The sequence below is a fragment of the Bifidobacterium animalis subsp. animalis ATCC 25527 genome (assembly GCF_000260715.1).
Taxonomy (GTDB): domain Bacteria; phylum Actinomycetota; class Actinomycetes; order Actinomycetales; family Bifidobacteriaceae; genus Bifidobacterium; species Bifidobacterium animalis.
Window position 1 is genome coordinate 947,008 of record NC_017834.1, and the last position, 21,804, is coordinate 968,811.

General features: G+C 58.8%; 22 protein-coding genes and 1 tRNA gene. 2 read left to right on the forward strand and 21 right to left on the reverse strand.

Features of this window, described 5'->3' with window-relative positions; genetic code table 11:
• Positions 1-27: 27 nt before the first annotated feature.
• Complete coding sequence (locus BANAN_RS04050; RefSeq protein ID WP_014697654.1) at positions 28-1,050, forward strand: MIP/aquaporin family protein; 1,023 nt, start codon at positions 28-30, stop codon at positions 1,048-1,050.
• Here the strand turns inward: BANAN_RS04050 and BANAN_RS08605 are convergent.
• From BANAN_RS08605 to BANAN_RS04130, 17 genes are all read right to left on the reverse strand, one after another.
• Positions 964-1,254 (reverse strand): DUF3017 domain-containing protein, encoded by a 291-nt coding sequence (locus tag BANAN_RS08605; protein WP_080571631.1) that lies wholly within the window; start codon positions 1,252-1,254, stop codon positions 964-966. The genes BANAN_RS04050 and BANAN_RS08605 overlap by 87 nt on opposite strands.
• Before the next feature lie 155 nt (positions 1,255-1,409).
• Complete coding sequence (gene purH / locus BANAN_RS04055; RefSeq protein WP_014697655.1) at positions 1,410-3,059, reverse strand: bifunctional phosphoribosylaminoimidazolecarboxamide formyltransferase/IMP cyclohydrolase; 1,650 nt, start codon at positions 3,057-3,059, stop codon at positions 1,410-1,412.
• Positions 3,049-4,410, reverse strand: a complete 1,362-nt coding sequence (locus BANAN_RS04060; protein WP_014697656.1) for a cell division protein PerM — start codon at positions 4,408-4,410, stop codon at positions 3,049-3,051. Before BANAN_RS04060 ends, purH begins: the two co-directional genes overlap by 11 nt.
• On the reverse strand, positions 4,407-5,324 hold the full coding sequence (sucD, locus tag BANAN_RS04065; protein WP_014697657.1) for a succinate--CoA ligase subunit alpha: 918 nt from the start codon (positions 5,322-5,324) through the stop codon (positions 4,407-4,409). Before sucD ends, BANAN_RS04060 begins: the two co-directional genes overlap by 4 nt.
• Positions 5,325-6,518 carry an ADP-forming succinate--CoA ligase subunit beta gene (gene sucC / locus BANAN_RS04070; RefSeq protein WP_014697658.1) on the reverse strand — a complete coding sequence of 398 codons (1,194 nt, stop codon included), beginning with the start codon at positions 6,516-6,518 and terminating at the stop codon, positions 5,325-5,327. It abuts the gene before it with no gap.
• A gap of 21 nt (positions 6,519-6,539) precedes the next feature.
• Positions 6,540-7,121 carry an adenine phosphoribosyltransferase gene (locus tag BANAN_RS04075; RefSeq protein WP_014697659.1) on the reverse strand — a complete coding sequence of 194 codons (582 nt, stop codon included), beginning with the start codon at positions 7,119-7,121 and terminating at the stop codon, positions 6,540-6,542.
• Between the two features lie 42 nt (positions 7,122-7,163).
• Complete coding sequence (yajC, locus tag BANAN_RS04080; RefSeq protein WP_014697660.1) at positions 7,164-7,604, reverse strand: preprotein translocase subunit YajC; 441 nt, start codon at positions 7,602-7,604, stop codon at positions 7,164-7,166.
• A gap of 53 nt (positions 7,605-7,657) precedes the next feature.
• Complete coding sequence (ruvB, locus tag BANAN_RS04085) at positions 7,658-8,725, reverse strand: Holliday junction branch migration DNA helicase RuvB (protein WP_014697661.1); 1,068 nt, start codon at positions 8,723-8,725, stop codon at positions 7,658-7,660.
• Positions 8,726-8,752: 27 nt separating this feature from the next.
• Positions 8,753-9,376 (reverse strand): Holliday junction branch migration protein RuvA, encoded by a 624-nt coding sequence (gene ruvA / locus BANAN_RS04090; protein ID WP_014697662.1) that lies wholly within the window; start codon positions 9,374-9,376, stop codon positions 8,753-8,755.
• 37 nt (positions 9,377-9,413) lie between these two features.
• Positions 9,414-9,995 carry a crossover junction endodeoxyribonuclease RuvC gene (gene ruvC / locus BANAN_RS04095; protein ID WP_014697663.1) on the reverse strand — a complete coding sequence of 194 codons (582 nt, stop codon included), beginning with the start codon at positions 9,993-9,995 and terminating at the stop codon, positions 9,414-9,416.
• A gap of 6 nt (positions 9,996-10,001) precedes the next feature.
• Positions 10,002-10,757 carry a YebC/PmpR family DNA-binding transcriptional regulator gene (locus tag BANAN_RS04100; RefSeq protein WP_014697664.1) on the reverse strand — a complete coding sequence of 252 codons (756 nt, stop codon included), beginning with the start codon at positions 10,755-10,757 and terminating at the stop codon, positions 10,002-10,004.
• A gap of 53 nt (positions 10,758-10,810) precedes the next feature.
• Positions 10,811-12,010: a glycosyltransferase family 4 protein gene (locus BANAN_RS04105; protein WP_050858017.1), complete on the reverse strand. Its 1,200-nt coding sequence runs from the start codon at positions 12,008-12,010 to the stop codon at positions 10,811-10,813.
• A gap of 29 nt (positions 12,011-12,039) precedes the next feature.
• Positions 12,040-13,035: a phosphatidylinositol mannoside acyltransferase gene (locus BANAN_RS04110; RefSeq protein WP_014697666.1), complete on the reverse strand. Its 996-nt coding sequence runs from the start codon at positions 13,033-13,035 to the stop codon at positions 12,040-12,042.
• 60 nt (positions 13,036-13,095) lie between these two features.
• Positions 13,096-13,767 carry a CDP-alcohol phosphatidyltransferase family protein gene (locus BANAN_RS04115; protein ID WP_014697667.1) on the reverse strand — a complete coding sequence of 224 codons (672 nt, stop codon included), beginning with the start codon at positions 13,765-13,767 and terminating at the stop codon, positions 13,096-13,098.
• A gap of 158 nt (positions 13,768-13,925) precedes the next feature.
• Positions 13,926-16,004 carry a threonine--tRNA ligase gene (gene thrS, locus BANAN_RS04120; RefSeq protein ID WP_014697668.1) on the reverse strand — a complete coding sequence of 693 codons (2,079 nt, stop codon included), beginning with the start codon at positions 16,002-16,004 and terminating at the stop codon, positions 13,926-13,928.
• Between the two features lie 215 nt (positions 16,005-16,219).
• Positions 16,220-17,824 carry an ATP-binding cassette domain-containing protein gene (locus BANAN_RS08240; protein ID WP_014697669.1) on the reverse strand — a complete coding sequence of 535 codons (1,605 nt, stop codon included), beginning with the start codon at positions 17,822-17,824 and terminating at the stop codon, positions 16,220-16,222.
• A 213-nt stretch (positions 17,825-18,037) separates the two neighbouring features.
• Positions 18,038-18,110: transfer RNA gene (locus BANAN_RS04130), tRNA-Gly, on the reverse strand.
• A 108-nt stretch (positions 18,111-18,218) separates the two neighbouring features.
• Here BANAN_RS04130 and BANAN_RS04135 point away from each other — a divergent pair.
• Entirely contained in the window at positions 18,219-18,740 is a 522-nt protein-coding gene (locus BANAN_RS04135; RefSeq protein WP_014697670.1) for a GNAT family N-acetyltransferase, read from the forward strand.
• Positions 18,741-18,785: 45 nt separating this feature from the next.
• Here the strand turns inward: BANAN_RS04135 and BANAN_RS04140 are convergent, their stop codons facing one another.
• The 4 genes from BANAN_RS04140 to BANAN_RS07955 form a co-directional block, all read right to left on the reverse strand.
• Positions 18,786-18,965 carry a hypothetical protein gene (locus BANAN_RS04140; protein ID WP_014697671.1) on the reverse strand — a complete coding sequence of 60 codons (180 nt, stop codon included), beginning with the start codon at positions 18,963-18,965 and terminating at the stop codon, positions 18,786-18,788.
• 47 nt (positions 18,966-19,012) lie between these two features.
• Positions 19,013-19,255 (reverse strand): hypothetical protein, encoded by a 243-nt coding sequence (locus BANAN_RS04145; RefSeq protein ID WP_237705848.1) that lies wholly within the window; start codon positions 19,253-19,255, stop codon positions 19,013-19,015.
• A gap of 557 nt (positions 19,256-19,812) precedes the next feature.
• Positions 19,813-20,472 (reverse strand): ATP-binding cassette domain-containing protein, encoded by a 660-nt coding sequence (locus tag BANAN_RS07950; protein WP_014697674.1) that lies wholly within the window; start codon positions 20,470-20,472, stop codon positions 19,813-19,815.
• Positions 20,439-21,497: an ATP-binding cassette domain-containing protein gene (locus BANAN_RS07955; RefSeq protein ID WP_162178376.1), complete on the reverse strand. Its 1,059-nt coding sequence runs from the start codon at positions 21,495-21,497 to the stop codon at positions 20,439-20,441. Before BANAN_RS07955 ends, BANAN_RS07950 begins: the two co-directional genes overlap by 34 nt.
• Positions 21,498-21,804: the final 307 nt, after the last annotated feature.

The window sequence follows — 21,804 nt, forward strand, 5'->3', positions numbered from 1 at the left end:
CGTCTGCCATTTGAATGAAGGAACAATATGACCGATACGACAACAACCGCTTCAGTCCAGCCAAAGAAAGGGCATGATCTGTGGGCGCGCGCACTCTCCGAGTTCGCTGGGTCCCTGCTCATCTGCTTCGCCATCTATCTCATGTGCACTTTCGGTTCGGCGTTCTATAACGTGAACCTTGCCTTCGTCACCGTCGGCGTTGGCATGATCTATGCGGCTATGACCGCAATCTTCGCACGAATCTCCGGCGCACAGTTCAATCCGGCCGTCACCGTGGCCGCCATGCTCACCTCGAAGACGAAGGTGTGGGACGGCATCTGCTACATCGTCGCGCAGATCCTCGGCGCCATTGTCGCCGGCGGATTGCTCAGGCTTGTGCTACCCACCTCCGAAAGCGTCGCCGCCAACCAGTGGTATGCAATGGCAGTGAACGGATACGACAAGGGTTCGTCGCTGTACACATCGCTCAATTCGCTGGGACTCACGTTCAACATCACCGTCGCCATCATCGTCGAGCTGCTTGCCTCCATCATCGTCGTGGCAGCCGCCATGGTCTCGATGCGCAGGCACGGCAAGGTGAGGTCGGACTATGCGTTGGTGATGGGTGTTGCCTATGCCGCCGCGTCAGCCATGAGTTTCCCCGTGACGGGTGCCTCCATCAATCCTGCTCGTGCCACTGGCATCGCCGTGTTCGCCCAGGGGCAGGGCCTCACGCAGGAACCGCTTGCCCAGCTCTGGGTGTTCTGGGTCACTGCCATTCTCGCCGCCGCTATTGTGGCGTTGGTGATCATTGTCTCCCAGCTGCTTGGCACTCCGAAGACCAGCGTCGACTCGGATGTGGCCGAGGCCGCCATGGCACAGGTCGGTGAGGTTCCGGTGGAAGATGAGGCCGAGGCGGTTCAGGTCGCCGAGGCAGAGAACTACAATGTTCCACTGACCGGAGAACAGGCTGACAACGACTATTCAGTGATTGAGGAAGAGGACGCTGAGGAAGAGACCGAACAGGATGACTCCCAGACCGATTCCGCAGATGGAGTCGAACGTCGCTGAGCGAATCTTCCAAGGGCTGCGTTCCCGCAACACAGCCCGTAGCACACCGGTTCCAATGGCCGTCACAGACAGTAGGACTGTGGCGGCCATTGCTTTGCCACATGCCGCCAATATGGTAGAGACCACCACACAGAGCGCCACTCCCCATTCGAATGCGGGTTTGCCCTCATGGCTCTCAGAGACATATGGATGATGGCTGCTCATGGTGCTCCTCCCGGCGATTGCTGCATACTTTACCTTATCCCCTGCATGTGTGCCCCAAACATGATGGAAAGGCCCGACAGCCGCACGGCTGTCGGGCCTTTCCATGCACCATCTGTAATGCGGTGGTTAAATGGACGGTTTCAAGGGCAAATGGCTCAGTGGAGGAAGTGGCGTGTGCCGGTGACGTACATGGTCACATTGGCCTTGCGTGCCGCTTCGAACACCTCCTCGTCACGAATCGATCCGCCCGGCTGCACGATGGCGCGCACGCCGGCGTCAATGAGAATTTCGGCGCCATCGGCAAACGGGAAGAAGGCGTCGGAGGCGGCGACCGCGCCCTTCGTGCGGTTGTGCCCATCATCGAGTGTGTTGGCGCGTTCCACGGCCAGATGCGCCGAATCCACGCGGTTCACCTGTCCCATGCCGATGCCTACCGTCGCCATATCGTCGGCAATCAGGATCGCGTTGGATTTGACGCAACGAATGGCGCGCCATGCGAATTCGAGATCCTTGAGCGTACGCTCATCCGCGGCCTCACCGGCAACAAGCTTCCAGGCATCCGGATGGTCTCCCGGGGCATCAATCAGATCGGTGGACTGTACAAGCAACCCTCCGTCGATCTGCTTGAACTGGTATTTGGCCTTGGGGGGTTCGGCAACCTTGAGGATGCGCAGGTTCTTCTTCTTGGCTTGGAGAAGTGCGAGGGCCTCGGGCTCATAGTCGGGGGCCACAATGACCTCAGTGAAAATCGGACGGATGTATTCGGCCATCTCCAGTGTCACTGTGGCGTTGGAGGCAATTACACCGCCATAGGCGCTCATTGGATCGCAGGCATGTGCCTTGCGGTGTGCTTGGGCAACGGTGGTTCCCACGGCCAGTCCGCACGGGTTGTTGTGCTTGACCACGGCGACGGCAATCTGGGGAGCGAAATCCCATACCGCGCGCCACGCGGCATCGGCGTCCACATAGTTGTTATAGCTCATGGGTTTGCCGCCAAGCTGCTCGGCGTCGGCGAACCCGCGGACATTGAGCGGATCTACGTACAGGGCGGCATCCTGATGGGGGTTCTCACCGTATCGCAGAATATGCGCGCGGTTCCAGGAGCGGGTGTATTGGGCCGGGAACTTGCCAAGCTTCGCCTGCTCGGTCGGATCCTCGGCACCCGCCCCAGCGATGGTGTCGATGGTCTCGTCGATGCTCGCTGGTTTTGGCCAATGGGTTCCGGTCCACTCGTTGATCGTGGCATCGTAGGCGGCTGTGTGGGCGAAGGCCTTCGCCGCCAGCCAACGGCGTTCCTCCAAGGAGAATCCCTCGCCGTTCTCGATGCGCGCGGCCACCAGGGCATAGTCCTTCGGATCGGTGACAATAGCGACCGTGGCGCTGTTTTTCGCAGCCCCGCGAACCATGGATGGTCCGCCAATGTCAATCTTTTCGATGACGTCGGACTCCCCAGCTCCCGATCGCACGGTATCGGCGAACGGATACAGATTGACCACCACCAGGTCGAATGGCTTGATACCGAATTCCTCGAGCTGCCGGGCATGGTCCTCATTCGTCATATCAGCCAGAATCCCGGCATGGATGTGCGGATCAAGCGTCTTGACACGTCCGTCGAGGCATTCCGGGAAACCGGTCACCTGCGATACTTCGATCACATTCACACCGAGCTCTGCCAGCTTATTCGCGGTTGAACCAGTGGACACCACCTCGGTTCCGGCATCAATGAATGCCTGGGCCAGCACTTCGATGCCCTCCTTGTGGAATACCGAGACCAACGCCCTGCGAATCGGTCGGTTAGTCGTCACCTTTCGTCTCCTTCTGCGTAAACGTGGAATTGACCACGCGTGGAGTATGGGGGTTTTTGTGTTCTGTGCGTTCGTCATCAGGGGGATCCGTGGATCCCAACGGCGACGAAGTGCGGTTTGCGGCCCGTCGTTTCAACATCATGAGCATGAGCGAGTGGATGGCAACGATCACGATCGCGCTGATCCAGGATAATCCCAGACCAATCGCACATGGCCTTGCCACCACATTCGTGGAGCGCATCACATCAACCCCGACATCACGGAGTCTGCCGACTCCCAGTGACCCATTGGCCAGCCAGAATGCCAAGCTGCTCATCAGGGAGACCAGTGTGGCCGTGATGCAGAATGCGCCAGCCGGGTATGCGAAGCGCAACAGCAAATCGCGTACGCCCACGGGCTCATTCGGATCAATGCCCCGCACATGGAAACCCCGATGGAGCAGCAACGTGAGCAAACCGAACACGAACCCCAGCATAACCGGAATCAGCATCAGACAGGTGCGAATGCCCGCATTGTCGACAGGATGGGGGAACAAAGCGAATATGGGAAGCGAAGGCAACTCGTGAATCTGCGCCGACCACAATGAATATGAGGCAGCTTGCCCAATGTGGAATCCGCCGCCGAATACCCATGACAATGCCCATAACGCCATATTGGGCAACCATGCCAGGGCCATGATGCACATGAGGATGCACGATCCGGTGTTCATGTGCATCCTCTTGAACATGGCGACCATGCCGGAATGATTCAGACAAATCCACACGAGCACGGTAATCAGACCGATGGAAAAGAACATCACCAGCAACCGCAACGCCAGACGCACACCGACATGAATGCTGGAACGCACTGGCGGGGAGATGTGTTCGCGGCAGTAGAGGCGCCCCTTGTCCAGCAGTGCGGAGCCGGGAAACGCTCTCCACGCGAAGCCCAGAGAGAACACCACCGCGCATTTGAGCGCGATAAGCCAAGTGGAATCAGTGAGTTGGATGCGTGTTTCACCGCTGCACCATAGGCAGAGCACAATCCAGGTCACCACGCCTGCAAGATAGGCTGGCAGATCCGTGCTCCAGCGGGAGTAGACGGCACGGATTAGCAGGATCATCGCTAGTGTCAGGAGCAAAGGCACGATGGTCAGGGTAATCGCCCCGGCATGCATGCCGACACCCTGACTGAGTAACACAATGACTCTGGTGAGTGGGACAGCAAACGACGACATCGTCTCGCCGCCCTCTTCCATGGCGAAGACCAGCAGGGCCAGCGCCATGAAAACACCGACCGGAATGGCGAAGATCACCATGACCAGAACCGGTGCGAGCACACCTTTCAACCAGGGCGTTATCTGCTTCATCATATCTGCGCGGAAAGCACCTCACGCATGATCTGCGCAGCCTCGGAGGGGGTTCTGCCCACTCGGATGCCGGCCGCCTCAAGTGCCGCCTGCTTATCCTGAGCAGTCCCCTTGCCCCCGGACACAATGGCCCCCGCATGCCCCATCTGCTTGCCTTCGGGGGCGGTGAATCCGGCGATGTAGGCAACAACCGGTTTGGTCATGTTCTTGGCGGCCCATTGTGCGGCATCCTGTTCGGCATTGCCTCCGATCTCGCCGATCATCATGACCGCTTTGGTGTTCGGATCGGCTTCAAAGGCTTCGAGCGCCTCGAGCAACGTGGTTCCCACGATGGGATCACCGCCAGCGCCGAGACAGGCCGTGAAACCGATGTCGGAGAGCTCGCCCATGAGCTGATAAGTGAGTGTGCCGGATTTTGATACCAATCCCAACGGGCCACGCGAGACGATGCCATCGGGAATGATGCCAAGGTTGACGCCATGTGTATCGGTGGATTCCGGCAAGGTGAGGAGGCCCGGGCAGTTCGGCCCGACGATGCGCACGCCTTTGCTGAGAGCGAGTTCCACGAAATAGGCGGAATCCGCCACGGGGATGCCCTCGGTGATCACGACAACCACCTCGAAGCCTGCTTCGACGGCTTCGACAACGGCGTCCTTGGCGAAACGAGGGGGAACGAACACAACGGATGCCTTGGCGCCGGTGATGTCTTTTGCCTCCTGGCAAGTGGCGAACACCGGTACCTTGACGGGGGCGCCGTTTCCATCTTCGAATTCGAGGGTGGTGCCGGCCTTGCGTGGGTTCACGCCACCGACGATATTCGTGTTGGCCTTGAGCATGCGCGCGGTGTGCGTCATGCCCTGATGACCGGTGATGCCCTGCACGATGACGGGTGCGTCATCTTCGATGAACACGTTCACTTAACGCTCCTCCTTGCCATGGGCGGCGAGACGAGCCGCCTCGGCGGCTGCCTGCCCCATAGTCTCGCATACATGGATGTTCGGGTTATCGGCCTCGGCGAGAATCCGAAGCCCCTCATCGGCCTTGTTCCCCTCGAACCGAACGACCATCGGCTTGGATGCGCCGAGCTGATCCGCCGCCTCGAGAATGCCGAGCGCTACCTGTTCACAGGAGGTGATGCCTCCATACACATTGATGAACACGGATTCCACCTGGGGGTCGGAGAGAATGATCTCAAGGCTTTCGCACATGACCTGCGCGGAGGCTCCCCCGCCGATGTCGAGGAAGTTCGCGGCCTTCACACCGGTGCCCTGTTCCTCGCCCGCGAATGCGACGGCGTCGAGGGAGCTCATCACCAAGCCCGCCCCGTTGCCGATGACACCGACCTCGCCGGTGAGATGCACGTAATGCAGATTGTGTTCACGGGCACGCTGTTCGAACGGATCCGGGACAATCGGGTCGGCAAAGCGCTTCCATCCATCGTGACGGAAGGCTGCGTTGTTGTCGAGTGAGATTTTTGCATCCAATGCGCACAACGACTTCGAAGATTCGTCATCCGGGTCGCCGACCTTGGCCAATGGGTTGATCTCCACGAGGGTGGCATCGTTCTGCTTGAAGCAGCGCCACATGTTGAGCAGGATCTGCGCCGCCTGAGCCGAATCCGCGTGATAGAAGCCGATGCTCTCGGCCATTTTGGTCGCCGCTTCGAGGTCGAAGTCCTCAAGGGCGCTTATATGCAGCCGTTTCACAGATTCCGGATGCTCGCGTGCGACTTCTTCGACTTCGGTGCCGCCATTGGCCGTGGCTAGGACGTCGAAGTCGCGCGAGGAGCGATCAACCGAGATGGACACATAGTATTCGTGGAGGATGTTCTTGGCTTCGGTCACCAGGACGCCACTCACCTTATGACCATGGATGGTCATCGGAAGGATGTCCTCGGAGAGGAGTATCGCCTCGTTACGGTCATGCGCAATGCGTACACCGCCTGCCTGCCCGCGATGGCCGATCTTCACCTGTGCCTTGATCACGACCGGATACCCGATGATGTCGGCGGCTTCGGCCACCTCATGTGAATTCTGTGCGAACACCGCCTTCGGCACATCGATGTCCTGCTCTTCGAGCAGCTGACGTGCCTGATATTCGTAAAGATCCATATTCCTCTACTCCACTGCTTCCTAAGCGGGCATCTTCAACAACGAGCTGTATGGATAGTCGCCGAGCGCCGCCCGTCCATCAAGGCCCTCCAATTCCATGACGAATTCGTAGCCTGCGACCTTGCCTCCAACCGATTCGATGAGGTCCTTCGCCGCCGCAGCCGAACCGCCGGTGGCAATCAGGTCATCGACAATGAGTATACGTTCATTGTTTCGGACACTGGTGTCTTCGATCTCCAAGGTGGCTTTGCCGTATTCGAGTGCATAGCTGCATGCATGCACCGGTGGAGGCAGCTTCCCGGCCTTGCGAATGGCAATGAATCCCTTGCCGAGTTGTGCGGCAAGGGCAGGTCCGAACAGGAACCCACGTGCTTCAAGGCCTGCGACCGCATCGAATTCGTCCGTGTGCACCGGCAAAGCGGCGATGAGCGCGTCGAGGAGAATACGAAGTCCTCGGGAGTCGGCGAATACTGGCATGAAATCGCGGAACAGGATGCCTTCGCGGGGGAAATCCGGAACGGTGCGAATGAGTGAGATGAGGTAGCGGGCATCGTCTTGCGACATGCTGGCAGCATTGGCCACATGAATGTCGGTCTGTGACATGTTCACCTTCGTTGATCGGTGGGTTGGCGGGGTATTGGCAGTTTACTTGGACTGTGTTTCGAACGGTGAGGAATCCGCGTCCTCCGGGGTCTCGACCACGGAGGTTTCCTCCACGACGGTCTCGGAACCGTCGGATTCCGGCTCGTCCGAAGTGATCTGTGCCGGTTCGTCCTTCGGCAGCGGGTTGCCATTCTCGTCGACGTCGTCGTCGCTCACATAGGCCGGACGAACATAGGCCCGGCTCACCGACTGCAGGCTGAAGCGCAGCAGCGATCCTTCGGAGTCGAGCACGATTTCCTCGTACTGCTCATCCACTTCTACGACCTTGCCGATCAGGCCTCCGATGGTGATGACCTCAGTGCCCGGAGCGAGGCTCGTGCGGAACGCCTGACGCTCCTGCTGCTGCTTCTTGGCCTTCCGGGAAGAGTAGAACATCATAACGCCCATGAGGACGATAAGAACGATGAGCATCGTATATTCCATGAGTGGACTCCTTAAAAACATGAGAAGGGGCAATAGCCCACGAAATCTTAAGCTTAGAATAGCTTACTGACATCATCGGGGGTGCCGTCGTCGGGTTTGAGACCCAAATGCTCCCATGCCTTGGCGGTGGCGAGACGGCCTTTCGGGGTGCGAATCAGGAAGCCTTCGCGTACCAGATACGGTTCGCATACAGTCTCCACTGTCTCGGCCTCCTCCCCCACCATGGCGGATAAGTTGTTGAGACCCACCGGGCCACCATGGAACTGCCGGACTATTGCATTGAGCACGGCGATGTCAAGGCGGTCCAGACCCTCGGAATCGATTTGGTAGAGAGCCAGTGCGTCTTTGACATCGTCCGCCCCCACGCTGTCGAGATCGTGCACGATAGCCCAGTCGCGCACCCGCCGAAGCAGACGGTTCGCAATACGCGGCGTGCCGCGTGAGCGCAGCGACAACTGTCGCGCAGCCTGATCCTCCAATGGGAGGCCAAGCACGGAGGCGGAGCGTTCTATGAGTTTTTCCAGTTCCTCATGAGGGTAGAAATCCAGGTGCGCGGTGAAGCCGAATCGGGCGCGCAGGGGCGAAGGGAGCATGCCTTCGCGAGTGGTGGCTCCGATGACGGTGAACCGAGGCAGCGTCAATGGAATGGAAGAAGCGCCAGGCCCCTTGCCCACCATCACATCCACTCGGAAATCCTCCATGGCTATATACAGCAGTTCCTCCGCGGCACGTGGAAGTCGGTGAATCTCATCGATGAACAACACTTCGCCCACGTCCAGCGAACTGAGAATCGAAGCCAGATCCCCAGCATGTTGAATCGCCGGTCCCGACGTGACCCGAATGGGCACCCCAAGCTCATTTGCCACGATCATGGCCAGTGTGGTCTTGCCCAAGCCGGGAGGACCCGCCATGAGGATGTGATCGGGAGCCACATCGCGTTTGCGCGCCGCATCGAGGAAAAGCTGCAGCTGAGCCTTCAGTCTGGGTTGCCCTATGAAGCCCTCCAACACATGCGGACGCAGCTCCTCGTCGCTCACCGGTTCATTGCCGACCGGCACGGCCGACACCATACGTAACGATTCATCCCGGGCATCGAGGTTGTCGGCTCCGGAATACTCCATTGGCTCCATGTTCGCGATTGCCACGAATTACCTCCCTCTGTCCAGTGATGTCAATGCCAGTCTGAGCACAGTTGGCACACTGGCTTCCTCCAGTGGCAACGGGATGCCATTGGAGGAAATGACCGAATCCACAGCCTGCTGTGCATCCGCCTGCTTCCAGCCCAGTGACATGAGACCCTCAACCACCTGTTCGACCCCCTTGTCGGTTGGGATGCGTTGTGTGGAAGTTGGCGCCCCTGTTTCGATTTTGTCGACGTCAATCGATCCCTTGAGCTCCAGGATGATTTTCTGGGCACCTTTCCGGCCCAGCCCGGGGGCGCGTGACAAGGCCTTGTCGTCACCGTCGTGGATTGCCTGTGCAAGGTCGTCGGGAGCCAGCGTGCTCAGCAGCGAAAGCGCCACCTTTGGTCCGACGCCACTTACCTTCTGCAGCTGGAGGAACATGCGTTTCGATCTGGCATCGAGGAATCCGAACAGCGTGATGGCGTCCTGCGAGACGCTCATGGATGTGTATATTTTGACGTCCTGGCCCATATGCATGGCGTTGAGATCGTTGGCGGGCATACGCAATTCGAATCCAACCCCATGGACGTCCACCACCGCATTGGAGGTGTCCACCGATTCGACCCGGCCCTTGAGCATTCCGATCATTAGTCCTCCTGCCGAATTCGAACATATGTTCGGTAGTTTACATGCCTCTGCGGACTCCCCTTCTACGGGTGGCATGCTGCGTGGCCTGTGCCCATTGGCGTTGCGCCGGAGTGAGATGTTGCTCGCGTTCGCCGCCTTCAAGTGCACCGGACGGCCGCAGTGCATGGCATATGGCGATGGCCAAGGCGTCTGCGGCATCTGCTGGTGTGGGCAATGCGTTGAGATTGAGAATCCGAGCCACCATGCGCTCCATCTGGATCTTCTCCGCCTTGCCATTGCCTGTGATCGCCATTTTCGATTCGGTGGGCGTGTGAAGCGCCACCGGAATACCGCGCTGGGCGGCGGCCAGCATGGCCATGCCGGCCGCTTGCGCCGTACCGAGCACGGTGTTTCGGTTCTCTTGGGCGAACACACGCTCGATCGAAACGGTGTCGGGAATGAATTCGTTCATCTTCGTGCACAGGCCGTTGTAGATCTTGAGCAATCTCAGATCCTGCGATTCGTGCGGATCACTTCGCACCACATCGACGTGAATAAACGAAAGCCGGCGGTATGCGCCGGCTTCGATCACGCCGACCCCGCAGCGTGTGAGCCCGGGGTCAACGCCGAGAATGATCACGGATGACTACTCCTCGTCCAGCTGGGCGAGCACGTCGTCAGACGCGGTCCAGTTGCTGTAGATGTTCTGCACGTCATCGAGATCGTCGAGGTTGTCGATGAGCTTCGACACCTTGCGCGCGTCGTCGAGGCCAAGCTCGATCTCGTTCTTCGGGCGCATGACCAGATCCGCGGAGTCGTAATCGACGCCGGCGTCCTGCAGGGCCTGACGCACTGTGATCAAATCCGAAGGATCGGTGACGACCGTGTAGGTGTCGCCATCGTCAATCACATCCTCAGCGCCTGCTTCTGCGGCCTTCTCGAACAGATCGTCGAAATCAAGCCCCTCAGACGGCACGACGATCTCACCCTTGCGCTCGAAGTTGAAGCTCACGGCACCATTGGTGGCCAGCGAGCCACCTCCCTTGCCGAGGGTGGAGCGGACGTCGGCCGCAGCGCGATTGCGATTGTCGGTCAGGCATTCGATGATCAGGCCGACGCCTGCAGGTGCATAGCCTTCGTAGATGATCTCCTCATAGTTGGCGCCGCCGGCTTCGGCACCCGATCCACGGGCGACTGCACGCTTGATGTTGTCAGCGGGCATGGAGGCCTTCTTGGCCTTGTAGATCGCGTCATAGAGCGCCGGGTTGCCATCGGGGTCGCCACCGCCCTGACGGGCAGCGATCTCGATGTTCTTGATGAGCTTGGCGAACAGCTTGCCGCGCTTGGCGTCGATGGCGGCCTTCTTGTGCTTGGTGGTCGCCCATTTGGAATGGCCTGACATATTGCTCCTACAAAGATTGCGGATTCTTAGAACGTGTTGATTTTACAGCGTTTCTATGACAACGCCTTCGCATACACCTCGAGTACCTCATCGACCACGGTATTCCAGTCGAAGCTTTGGGAGCGTATGGAACCGGCCTGTGACAGGGATTGGCGGCGTGCCGGATCCTCGATGAGCTCGGTCATGCGGCGTGCGCAATCATTCGCATCGCGATTGACGAACAATGCGGCGCTGCTCCCCTCCTCGGTGACGGCCCTGAACGCATCGAGGTCGGAGGCGATGACGGGGCAGCCCGCGGCCATCGCCTCAGCCAACACGATGCCGAAGCTCTCGCCGCCGGTTTGTGGGGCCACGTACATGCTCAACGAGCGGTAGAACCGGGCTTTGTCCGCATCGCTTACACGTCCCAGGAATTCGAAGCATTCCCGCAGCCCCTTGTCGGCGCCAATGGCGTCGAGTGTTTTTTCGCCGTCCTCCTGCCCGTCGCCTGCGACGAGGAACCGTGCGCTCGGGAATGCCTCATGCACAATCTTCGCGGCCTGAGCGAACACCGTGAATCCTTTGCGCGCCTCACCCATACGGCCCAGGAATCCGATGGTCGGCGCCTCTGGACTGCCCTGCCATTGTGGGTTCGGCTCCGCGCGTCGGTAGAAATCGCATTCGATGCCATTGGGGATGGTCTGGATCCCCACTTGCTGTGGCAGATAGTGTTCGGCGGTCTTTTGTGCGGGCTCGGAGACGAAGATCGCTTCCCTCAGCGGCGAAAGGTAGTTGCGCAGGTAGCGGGTGAACAATCTGAGCGCGCGTGGATATGGTTCGATCGAGGCATGGAATGTGGCCACCATGGGCGGCGCATCGTGCATGACGAGAGGCTTGTGGCTCAACGAAGGGGTTTCGGGTTCATGCAGATGCAGAATGTCGAAACCGCCGTCACGCACCCATTTTCTGGTGGTATGGCCGGCGTTGAGGAAATAGCTCAGATGCGCCCACGATCCGTTGTACGGGATGGCGAACGAGGAGTTGTTCGTATGGACATATTGGGGCATGTCCGCGGTTCTCCTGCCTGGTGCGAACACTTGGACCTCGTGCCCGCGCCGACGCAGTTGGCGGGCGAAATCGCGAATATGGTTCTGCACACCGCCCGGCGTCTCGAACGAGTATGGGCAGATGATGCCTACACGTAGTGCGTCCTGTTGTCCTGCCGTTCCGCTCGTCATATGCGAAGACGGCGTATTCCTGTCAAACGATGGCATATTGGCATCTTGCTCGACTCGCTGGACTTTCACCGTGACGTCGCTGCTTGTGCCCGCAGCTCCTCGGGGACGCCTTTGAGCCGCTCCACATCCAGATCCTCCAGAAATATCGGTTGGAGCATGTGCCAATCCTCAGGGTGCGCGGCGATGCCTCTTGCCCAGATGTCCACCCAATCCTGGCAGATGCAGCGAATCGCCTCCTCACGAGGCATGGAACGGTATCGCTCTACATCGATCGGTCCACTCACTTCGCATACGTATCCGTATGGTGTGCGTGCCAAGCGACGTCGTTCCCCGCTGAGTTTTTCGCGGTAGGTGTTGACGACGAACAGTGGCGTTCCGGTGTCGAACGCTATCGCGGCCGGTCCCCTGGCCACTCGGATGATCGATCCGAATGCGTTCACGAATTCGCCGTGACGGCTCAGATCCCGGTCCGCGAGCAACGGGACGAGCGTATGCGGAGTCCGCAGTGCCTCCTCAAGACGTTCGGTGAGTTTCGGCGTGCCGGTCAGGAAGATGGTCATGCCCAGATGTTCGCGTATGGACACGAACGCGTCGAGCATCTCCCTGTTGGCCAGTTTCTCCGCCACCGTGGTCACCGGCGCCACATCGAATTGCGCCCAGAACCCGTCGTAGTCCCAATTGCCCTGATGCCCCATGGCAATCGGAGCGGAGCCTGTCCCCTCCGAACCCGCCTGATGTTTGATCGCCTCGAATCCGTCCCCTGAACCATGGATCCGCGCAAGCAATTGCTCCTTGGATTGTGCGCCAACGGTCATTGCCTCGGAGAAATAGGTGAAATACGAACGCATGCCCTTGCGGGAGAGTTTGCGCAACGTCCTTCTATCGGGATTCGTCCCGTCACGCCAGGAGAGCACATGGGCTAGATTGCGTTCCAGCTGCCGCACCGAACCGATGTGCAATGCCCACGTCACATCCGCGGCAGCCAGGAATCCCCCTCGAACCATACGCTCGGGCAGCGCGTTCGGGTGGCGTGCGAGCCATGCCATCAATCTGTCGAACATCAATTCGCCTTTCACATTGTGCCCATGAGCTCGATCGTATGAGCGGACGGTCGAGTGCCATCACTGCTTGGAGACGCCGGCGTCGCCGTTGGCTCGCATGCTCGCATAGACCTCGCGGATGCGCTGGAACACGGTGATTGTGCCAAGCAATGCGAGCACGGCCATGTCGATCATGAGCCAGAGCGGATTGTTGGTCAGTCCACATATGGCCATGCCAACCAGAATGATCGTCAGGCGGTCGGACCGTGTCGCTACGCCGTTTTTCGCCTCATAGCCGACTGACTGTGCTCGTGCCCGTGCATATGAGGTGACGAACGAGGTCATGACCGAATAGATTGCCAGCGCCATGCCGCTCACGCAAATCCAGTCGCAGTGCTGCCCGGCGTGTGCTGCAGTGAAGGTGGAGTTGCGCACAAAGAAATAGATGATGCAGCCGAGTAGCACGGCCCAGTCGGCTATACGGTCGAGTGTGGAATCGAGGAACGCCCCGAATTTCGTGCCGCCTGTGGTGATTGCGGCCACAGAACCGTCAAGCGAATCGAACACCACCAGAATGGTGAGCACCAAGGCTCCCCAGAACATCCATCCGGTGATTCCGGCTGCAATGCCGACAATGGTGGTGCCGACGGCCCCGATGACAGTCACCGCGTTCGCGGTGATGCCCATTCGCGCCAATGCGCGTGCGATCGGAGCGATGAGCCGCTTGAACCATGGTCGAAGCTTTTCCAGCATGTTGTGTCCTGGGGTCAATGGGTAGAAACACTATGAGAATAGACAACAGCGCAGATATTGCTTGCGAATGGCTTTGGAAAAACACCGGTGGGGCCGGCGCTGGAATGCGCCTGACCCCACCGGTGCCGAATGCCGTGATATTCGCAGTGCGTCCTGTTTTATTCGGCGTCGGTGTCTGCGACGCCGAACTCGACATTCTCCACAGGTTGCCCGGTGGCTGCCTTGAAGTCGTCGACGCTGTTGACCTGCACACGCTTGGCGATCGTCTCCAGAATCCACGCCTTGGCCTGGTCGACCGGCACGCCGTTGAGTTGGCTGCCGTCACGGAAGCGGAAGCTCACGGCGTTGTTGTTCATATCCTCCTCGCCGGCGATGATGATGTACGGCACCTTCGATTTGGAGGCGTTGCGGATCTTCTTGCCGAAACGATCATCGGAATTGTCGGTCTCGACGCGCACCAGATCCTCTTCGAGCGAATTCATGAACTTGTCGAGATGCGGGGCGAATTCGTCCGCCACCGGCACGCCCAGAGCCTGCACGGGAGCCAGCCACGCCGGGAAGGCACCAGCATAGTGCTCGAGCAGAATCGCGAAGAAACGCTCGATGGAGCCGAACAACGCACGATGGATCATTACAGGGCGCTGGTGCGATCCATCCGGAGCGATGTACTCCAACTGGAAACGCTCCGGCAAATTGAAGTCGAGCTGAATCGTGGAGACCTGCCAAGTGCGTCCGATTGCGTCGCGGGCCTGCACCGAGATCTTCGGACCGTAGAATGCGGCGCCACCCGGATCCGCCACGAGTTCGAGACCGGATTCCTCGGCCACCTCGGCGAGGGTGTTGGTCGCCTCCTCCCAGATCTCGTCGGAGCCGACGAATTTGTGCTCATCCTTCGTGGAAAGCTCCAAGTAGAAATCGTTGAGACCATAGTCCTTGAGTACTTTGAGCACGAAGTTGAGCAGGTTCTTGAGTTCATCCTTCATCTGCTCACGGGTGCAGTAGATGTGAGAATCATCCTGAGTCAGACCGCGCACGCGGGTCAGTCCGTGAACCACGCCGGACTTCTCGTAGCGGTAGACGGTGCCGAACTCGAAGAGACGCAACGGCAGTTCTCGGTAGGAACGCTGGCGCGACTTGAAGATGAGGTTGTGCATCGGACAGTTCATCGGCTTGAGGTAATAGTCGAAGCCCTGCTTGACGATGTTGCCGTTCTCGTCCTTTTCCTCATCCAGATGCATCGGCGGATACATGCCGTCCTTGTACCACTGCAGGTGTCCGGACGTCTCATACAGGCCGCCCTTGGTGATGTGCGGGGTCTGCACGAAGCTGTAGTGGTTCTTGCGGTGCATCTCGCGGGAGTAGTCCTCCATCGCGTTGATGATCGCGGCGCCCTTTGGATGGAACACGGCAAGACCTGGGCCGATCTCGTCAGGGAACGAGAACAGGTCCATTTCCTGACCGAGTTTGCGGTGGTCGCGTTTGGCGGCCTCCTCCATGCGGGTCTGGTAGGCCTTGAGCTCGTCCTTGGTGGGGAACGCCACGCCGTAGATGCGCTGGAGCATTGGGTTCGCCTCCGAACCCTTCCAATACGCGGCAGCGGCGCGTTCCAGCTTGAATGCCTTGATGTAGCGGGTGTTCGGCAGGTGCGGTCCACGGCAGAGGTCCGACCACACCACATTGCCCTCACGATCGAGATTGTCGTACATGCTCAGCTCCTTATGGCTGATATCTACGGCCGCCTCGGTCTCGAGCGCATCTTCCTTGTCTTTGATGAGCTCGATCTTGTACGGCTCATCGACCTCCTCGCGCAGGGCCTCTTCCTCGTTCACCGCTCGGCGCTGGAAGCGCTGCGCCGACTTGATGATGCGTTGCATGTGCTTTTCGATGGTCTTCAGATCATCCGGCGTGAATGGATCCTTCACGTCGAAGTCGTAGTAGAAACCGTTCTCGATCACCGGGCCAATGCCGAGCTTGGCATCCGGGCGTACTTCCTGCACGGCCTGTGCCATGACATGGGTGGCCGAATGGCGCATGATGCCTATGCCTTCCGGCGAGTCGAGGGTCACGGATTCCACGTTGTCGCCATCGTGCAGAGGCGTGTAGAGGTCTCGCAACTCGCCATTGAGACGCACTGCGATGATGTTCTTGTCGTCTGCGAACAGTTCGACGCCGGTCTGGCTTGCTTCCACCTCCTTCGCCTCGCCGTTGACTGTGATGGAGATGTGTGCTTCTGCCATGAGGTGTCCTTCGCTATCTGGGTCCGCGGTACAAGGTGCAGACCTGGACTATGTAGTGTTACGACATAAAACTTAGGGTTCAGTTCAGACAAAGTGCTCCCCTATCTCACACCTGACAGGCTTCGGTGAACAGATGTGAGCAGATGGCAGTGCGATTCGGATGTGCCGTCATCTGCTCGAGGCGGATTGCCTTCCCAGTCGGTATGCAGACCCATTCACTGTTTTCCGCAGACTTCGTCGAGGAACCAACGCTCGTGACTCACCACGATGACGGCTCCCCTATAGGAGTGAAGAAACGATGCCAGCGTATGCTTGGAATTGAGATCGAGATGGTTCGTCGGTTCATCGAGCACCATGAGCTGCGGGGAATGCAGCAACCCGAGGCAGAGCCGGAGCTTCTGCAGCTGACCGGGGCTCGGTTCCTCGCCCGCCATCAACCGGTCCGGGTCGGCGTTGAGCCGTGCATATGCTGCGACCACCTGCGATAGGGCGTCAGCGTCAAGTGCATGTAATTGTGCAAGCAGATGTCTCCCCTCTGTCGGGCTGGCGACCTGTTCTACGGTCATCGTCGGCAGATCACATGCCACCGAGGAGAGCAATGCCCGGACCAGTGTGGATTTCCCGCTCCCATTGCGCCCCTCGAGACCGATATGATCGCAAGGACCCACGCTCAGAGCGGGAATGAGCATTCCAGGGATAGTACCTTCCGCCTCTTGTCCCGTATCGGGCAGCATCCGCGCACTCCACCGATTGCCCTCCACCTGCAGCGCCGACACCGGCATACCCCTGCCGGAATCCTGTGCGACCCTCTCGGCGGTGCCGAAACAGACGATTCCCGAATCCACATGAGCCAATTCCCTGCGTACTGATGGCACGATGTCGGCGAGGATGCCACCGTCATATCGCTTCGCACCCACCTCCATCGTCCGCACCGCAGCGGCGGCCATATTCACGCGGCTGCCAAGCGCACGATAGGATGCGGCGCTCGCCTTGTCGCGCTGCTTGTCGAGCCACTTGTGTGAATTGCGCGCATCATGGTCGAGCCGATCGATGGTGTGTCCGGCATGCTTGCGTCTTGCTGCGGCCTCCATCATCTGCCGTCGGCGTTCCTTGGCATGCTCGAGGCTGCGCTGTTTTGCCTTGGCGTCCTTGAGTTGTTGGACGGCATGCTCCGCCATCAGGGCCCGTGTGGTGTTCGCCTTGCTGTAATTGCCGGCATAGCGTTCAAGCACCACGTAGTTCGCGCCGTCGGCATGCCTGCGCTCGAGCATCAGGCACTGACCGCAGGTGGCGTCAATGAGTTCCACATCATGCGAGACCAACAACCCTATGCCGTGGAATCCGCGCATCGCTTCCGCCACGATCCCTCGTGTATGCTCATCGACATGATTCGTGGGCTCGTCGAGCACCAGTACATCGGGACGGGAGTACAGCGCACAGGCGATCTGCAGACGTTTGCGCTCGCCGCCACTGAGGGTGTCATACCGGTAGCCCCAATCGTCGCCGATGCCGAGTTCGTCGCGCAAGGCAATAGATTCGGCGGACCAGTCATCGCGGAACTCTGCGAGTCCCTCAGGTTCCGAAACGCATTCCTGTTCGCAGTACGCGCAGATGAGCGTCCGCGGACTCGGCTGTACTTCGCCCTGCGTAGGTGTGCGCCGTCCGCAGATTAGTTGCGCGAGCGTGGTCTTGCCGAGACCGTTGTCTGCGAGCAACGCGGTCCAACCGCGTGACAATGACGCGTTGAAATGTTTGAACAGCGGTTCGCTGGAATCTGTGTACTGATATGAGATGTCGTGAAGCACCAGATTGCCTACCATGTCAGCTCCTTGCCGATATGGCGTACTGCATATGCGCGGAACAGCGAGTAAAACCTGAATGCGAATGGGAATCATTGTGCACAGTGGACACGGCAGCACGCGTAACGCGTCTGGTTTGCTGGGTTACTCACTGTGTTCAGATGCGCAAGTGCTTGCCGACCTCCGTTGAGCATTCTCTTGGCATGTGGGAGAATGTGCTTGAAAATAGAAGAGAGCGGACAACGGGACTCGAACCCGCGGTCTCGACCTTGGCAAGGTCGCGCTTTACCAACTAAGCTATGTCCGCATGTGCTTGAAGCACGAGTTATTAATATACTATAGTTCTCCGATTGCGCAACTTCGGCGTGTCGTGTATATTCAGATGGCGCACGGCACCGGTGGAAAGGAACTGGACATGAGCGAGATTTCCATTGCCGAAAACACGCAGCTGCAGACGATACGCGATCTGAGCATCGCCACCTTCAGGCAGACGTTCGCCGATACCAATACCGAAGAGGATATGCACGACTATATCGCCCATGAGCTCTCCCCCGAGGTGTTGGGCAAGGAGTTGGCAGACCCGCTGCAGACGTTTTTCGTCGCAACGGTGGATGGTGCGCCGGCAGGGTATATGAAGGTCAATCTCGGCACGGCGCAAACGGAGCGTATGCCGGACGACCATGCCGAAGTCCAGAGACTCTACGTGCTTGCGGATTTCAAACGTCACGGTCTGGGAACCAGGTTCATGCGTACGGCGGAGCAGTTCGCGTCGGCACATGGCAAGCAAACGCTGTGGCTCGGCGTATGGGAGCATAACGAACCCGCGAAGGCGTTCTATCGTGCAATGGGATTCGTCGAAACCGGCGCACACACTTTCGTGCTCGGATCGGATGCACAGACCGACCTGATCATGAAACATGCATTGACCGCTTGCTGATCACATCTTTCGCCCTGTTCCACGATGCCCGCTGGTGTGGCGCGGTCATCGATAGAGGTATTTTCCTTCATCCATTTTGCGGGCACTGTCCTGCAATTCGGAGGCGAGACGCCTGTCTTCCTCCGATCCGTCGCGCAATCGGTGTGCCTTGCGGTCTAGGCGGTACTCATTGGCGAAATACGCGGATATCGCGAGGATGACGATTGCCACGATGATCCAGACCATTATTTCCCTTCGATGGGCGTATTGTGTGCTTCGTATTCATGGTGCAATCAGGTATACGCCATGATCAGTATGAATGGGGTCGCATAGCAGAGCAGAATGAAAACCGCTCTGGGGAGCAGCCCTCTGAGGGTCACCGGACGCGGAACGAGCCTGTTCCTGCTTGTGAGATACCCATACGTTTCGGAGACGGCCACGTATATGATCAGCATGAGGATCAGGAACACGATATCGATCCACCTGCGCTCACCCCATACCAAGGCGCCTGCGACAATCAGATAGATGAACGCCATGACGGCCGTGCACCAATGAAAACTGACGGGGCGCCGACCGAGTCGGAAAGCCGGCCTCGAGTTGGCCTGCCACATCCTGCGAGCCAACGCGAAAGCCCTGTTTGCTTGCCGTTCATTCATGACTCTCCCCTTCGTCCCTCATATCAGGTGCGCCCTCTTCCGCCTGCCCATCTGGTTGCCGCCGTGCATTATGCAGATGCCTGCACAGCACTATGACTGCGGTGGTCACCGCAGTCCAAAAGACCATTGCACTGATGAAAAGAATTTCCATGGCACGCACCGCCTTCGAATACCGAGCATGTCATGACATGCAATCCGATTCTCGCCATTGGGAACCACTTCCAGTGTATTCTGGCGGCGCGCGGGAACATCATGAGTTTGCGAGTTCCGAGTATCTGTCGGCATGAATCGCGATCCTGACCGTATTGCGACGGGTGTGTGGAGTATTGGTTCCAGCTGCTCGCGTTGTCATTGCAGGTCCTTCCTGACGAAATCGGGTGGTCGGCGTTCGATCCTCGGGGCCTTATAGGCCGATGGGAATGTCTTGTCCATGTTCATCATGTCTTTCGTAGGGTGAGATGGTTGTCATCCCAGTCGAATGATTCCGTCTGTCGGACGGTGTGATCGTCAAGGAAGACGAGGAAGGAGACGAATTTCTTCGCGAACCAGCGGTCATGGGTCACCGCCATCACAGTGCCTTGGAAATCCTGTATCAGTCGTTCCAATGCCTCCGCTGATTCCACATCCAGATTGTCGGTCGGCTCGTCCAGAAGCAGCAGGTTGCATTGCTGCAGCTCGAGCAGCAGCAGTTGGAAGCGCGCTCGCTGTCCCCCTGAGATCGATCCGTATCGGTGCGAGGCGACCTGGATCAGCCGATACCGGTCCAGAAGGGGCATGGCCTGTTCTATCGTGAGTGCCGAGCCATGCTCACCGCGGTGCATAAGGATCTCGAGCAGAGTCCCGTCGCCCAATCCGGGGATGTCGTCGAATTGGCTGAACCATCCGGGTTTGACACCGGCACCGAGACGCAGGCCGCCGGTGAGGGGCCATCCTCCGAAATCCGCGGCGGCCTCATGCGTATGGCGGTACGCGATGTATTTGAGGAAGTGTGATTTCCCTGTTCCGTTCGCGCCGAGGACCGCAACACGGTCCCGGTACCGGAGTTCGAGGTCGAAGGGTCTGATCAACCCGGAGAAGCCGAATTGGTCGCATCGCAATACAACGTTTCCCGACCGGCCGCCGTCGAAACGCAACACGGGGTGTTCTCCACGTACCTGTGCCGTGCGGGGGCGGTTTTCAGGAATCTGTCTAGACGTGTTTGGGCGGCGTGATATCGCGATGCCATGACGTCCGAGATGGTCGCAGCCTGACGTAACGAGGCGACCAGTTGGCGTAGCTTCCTTTCCTCGTCGTCCCTGCGTCGCAGCAGCTCCTCCTCACGCGCATGCCTTTCGGCCCTGGCGTCCGCCAGAGTGGAGTACCGAACGCCATGAACCCATGCGGTGGTGCCGTCATCACGCTCCTCCATCACCAGATGTTTCTTGCAGGTGGACTCCAGCAGGTCCCGGTCATGAGAGATGAGCAGGATGGTCTTTGCGGATTCCCCCAGATAGGACTTGAGGCGATCCTTATTGGCGATGTCAAGGAAATTATCGGGCTCATCGAGAATGAGATTCGACGCAGAGTTTGAAAACAGGTAATTCAACAGCAGCATTTTCTGCTCGCCGCCCGACAGGCAGTCCAATTCGAGATCCGAGACGTCCTGGTATGAGGATCCCAGTACATCCTGTGTGGACTTGGACATCTCCGCCTCCATCCGGTAGCCGCCCAGATCCGCGTAATCAGCCAACAGCTGGGAGTATGACTCCATCTGCGCGGTGTTCGCGGAATCCAGCGTGGACTCCATTGTCGCGATCCGCTTGCGCAGGCGCGCGATCTCGGCCTGGGCCACGGAAAACAGGTAGTCTCCGATGGTGTGTATCTCCGGGTCGGTGCGGCGCTGCTCCATATAGGAGACATCACCGAAGACATTGACCGAGCCGGAGGTGCTTTTGATTCGACGGGCCATGATCTTCAACAACGTGCTTTTGCCCATACCATTGGCGCCGATAACCCTCAGGCATTCGTTCGGAAGCGCGGCAAAACTGATGGAATTCAACAACAACCGGCCAGAAGGCAGCACATACGAGATGTCACTGGCCCGCATGCCCGAAAGCGCCGTCATGCTCATTCCCCCTGCCATGGTCTGCATACGAGGGCAAGTACCATCGCAATGGCGCATGATGCCTCATGCGTGGCGGGTATTGTTGCATCATCCCCCCGGCTAGCGATACAACCGGGAATGAGAAGCACCCTTACCCAGCCACTTAATGTACAGTTCGGCCCGTGCCCGATACAATGAGCAGTGCCTGAATCGTGGTTTACAAGTCGTGTTCTGCCTCTGGGAGGGTTCTCATTCTCCCTCTCGGGATTGGGGACGGTGTAATATTCCCGGACTCCGTCGTCGTTGTCTTGATTAAGCCATAAGACCTGGTTCCTGTCGGTGACGG

Coding starts and splice junctions, on each gene's coding strand:
- BANAN_RS04050 (WP_014697654.1), top strand. CDS start 28: ATGACCGATACGACAACAACCGCTTCAGTCCAGCCAAAGAAAGGGCAT.
- BANAN_RS08605 (WP_080571631.1), bottom strand. CDS start 1,254: ATGAGCAGCCATCATCCATATGTCTCTGAGAGCCATGAGGGCAAACCC.
- BANAN_RS04060 (WP_014697656.1), bottom strand. CDS start 4,410: ATGATGAAGCAGATAACGCCCTGGTTGAAAGGTGTGCTCGCACCGGTT.
- sucC (WP_014697658.1), bottom strand. CDS start 6,518: ATGGATCTTTACGAATATCAGGCACGTCAGCTGCTCGAAGAGCAGGAC.
- BANAN_RS04075 (WP_014697659.1), bottom strand. CDS start 7,121: ATGTCACAGACCGACATTCATGTGGCCAATGCTGCCAGCATGTCGCAA.
- yajC (WP_014697660.1), bottom strand. CDS start 7,604: ATGGAATATACGATGCTCATCGTTCTTATCGTCCTCATGGGCGTTATG.
- ruvB (WP_014697661.1), bottom strand. CDS start 8,725: ATGGAGTATTCCGGAGCCGACAACCTCGATGCCCGGGATGAATCGTTA.
- ruvA (WP_014697662.1), bottom strand. CDS start 9,376: ATGATCGGAATGCTCAAGGGCCGGGTCGAATCGGTGGACACCTCCAAT.
- BANAN_RS04100 (WP_014697664.1), bottom strand. CDS start 10,757: ATGTCAGGCCATTCCAAATGGGCGACCACCAAGCACAAGAAGGCCGCC.
- BANAN_RS04105 (WP_050858017.1), bottom strand. CDS start 12,010: ATGCCATCGTTTGACAGGAATACGCCGTCTTCGCATATGACGAGCGGA.
- BANAN_RS04110 (WP_014697666.1), bottom strand. CDS start 13,035: ATGTTCGACAGATTGATGGCATGGCTCGCACGCCACCCGAACGCGCTG.
- BANAN_RS04115 (WP_014697667.1), bottom strand. CDS start 13,767: ATGCTGGAAAAGCTTCGACCATGGTTCAAGCGGCTCATCGCTCCGATC.
- thrS (WP_014697668.1), bottom strand. CDS start 16,004: ATGGCAGAAGCACACATCTCCATCACAGTCAACGGCGAGGCGAAGGAG.
- BANAN_RS08240 (WP_014697669.1), bottom strand. CDS start 17,824: ATGGTAGGCAATCTGGTGCTTCACGACATCTCATATCAGTACACAGAT.
- BANAN_RS04135 (WP_014697670.1), top strand. CDS start 18,219: ATGAGCGAGATTTCCATTGCCGAAAACACGCAGCTGCAGACGATACGC.
- BANAN_RS04140 (WP_014697671.1), bottom strand. CDS start 18,965: ATGGTCTGGATCATCGTGGCAATCGTCATCCTCGCGATATCCGCGTAT.
- BANAN_RS04145 (WP_237705848.1), bottom strand. CDS start 19,255: ATGGCGTTCATCTATCTGATTGTCGCAGGCGCCTTGGTATGGGGTGAG.
- BANAN_RS07955 (WP_162178376.1), bottom strand. CDS start 21,497: ATGGCAGGGGGAATGAGCATGACGGCGCTTTCGGGCATGCGGGCCAGT.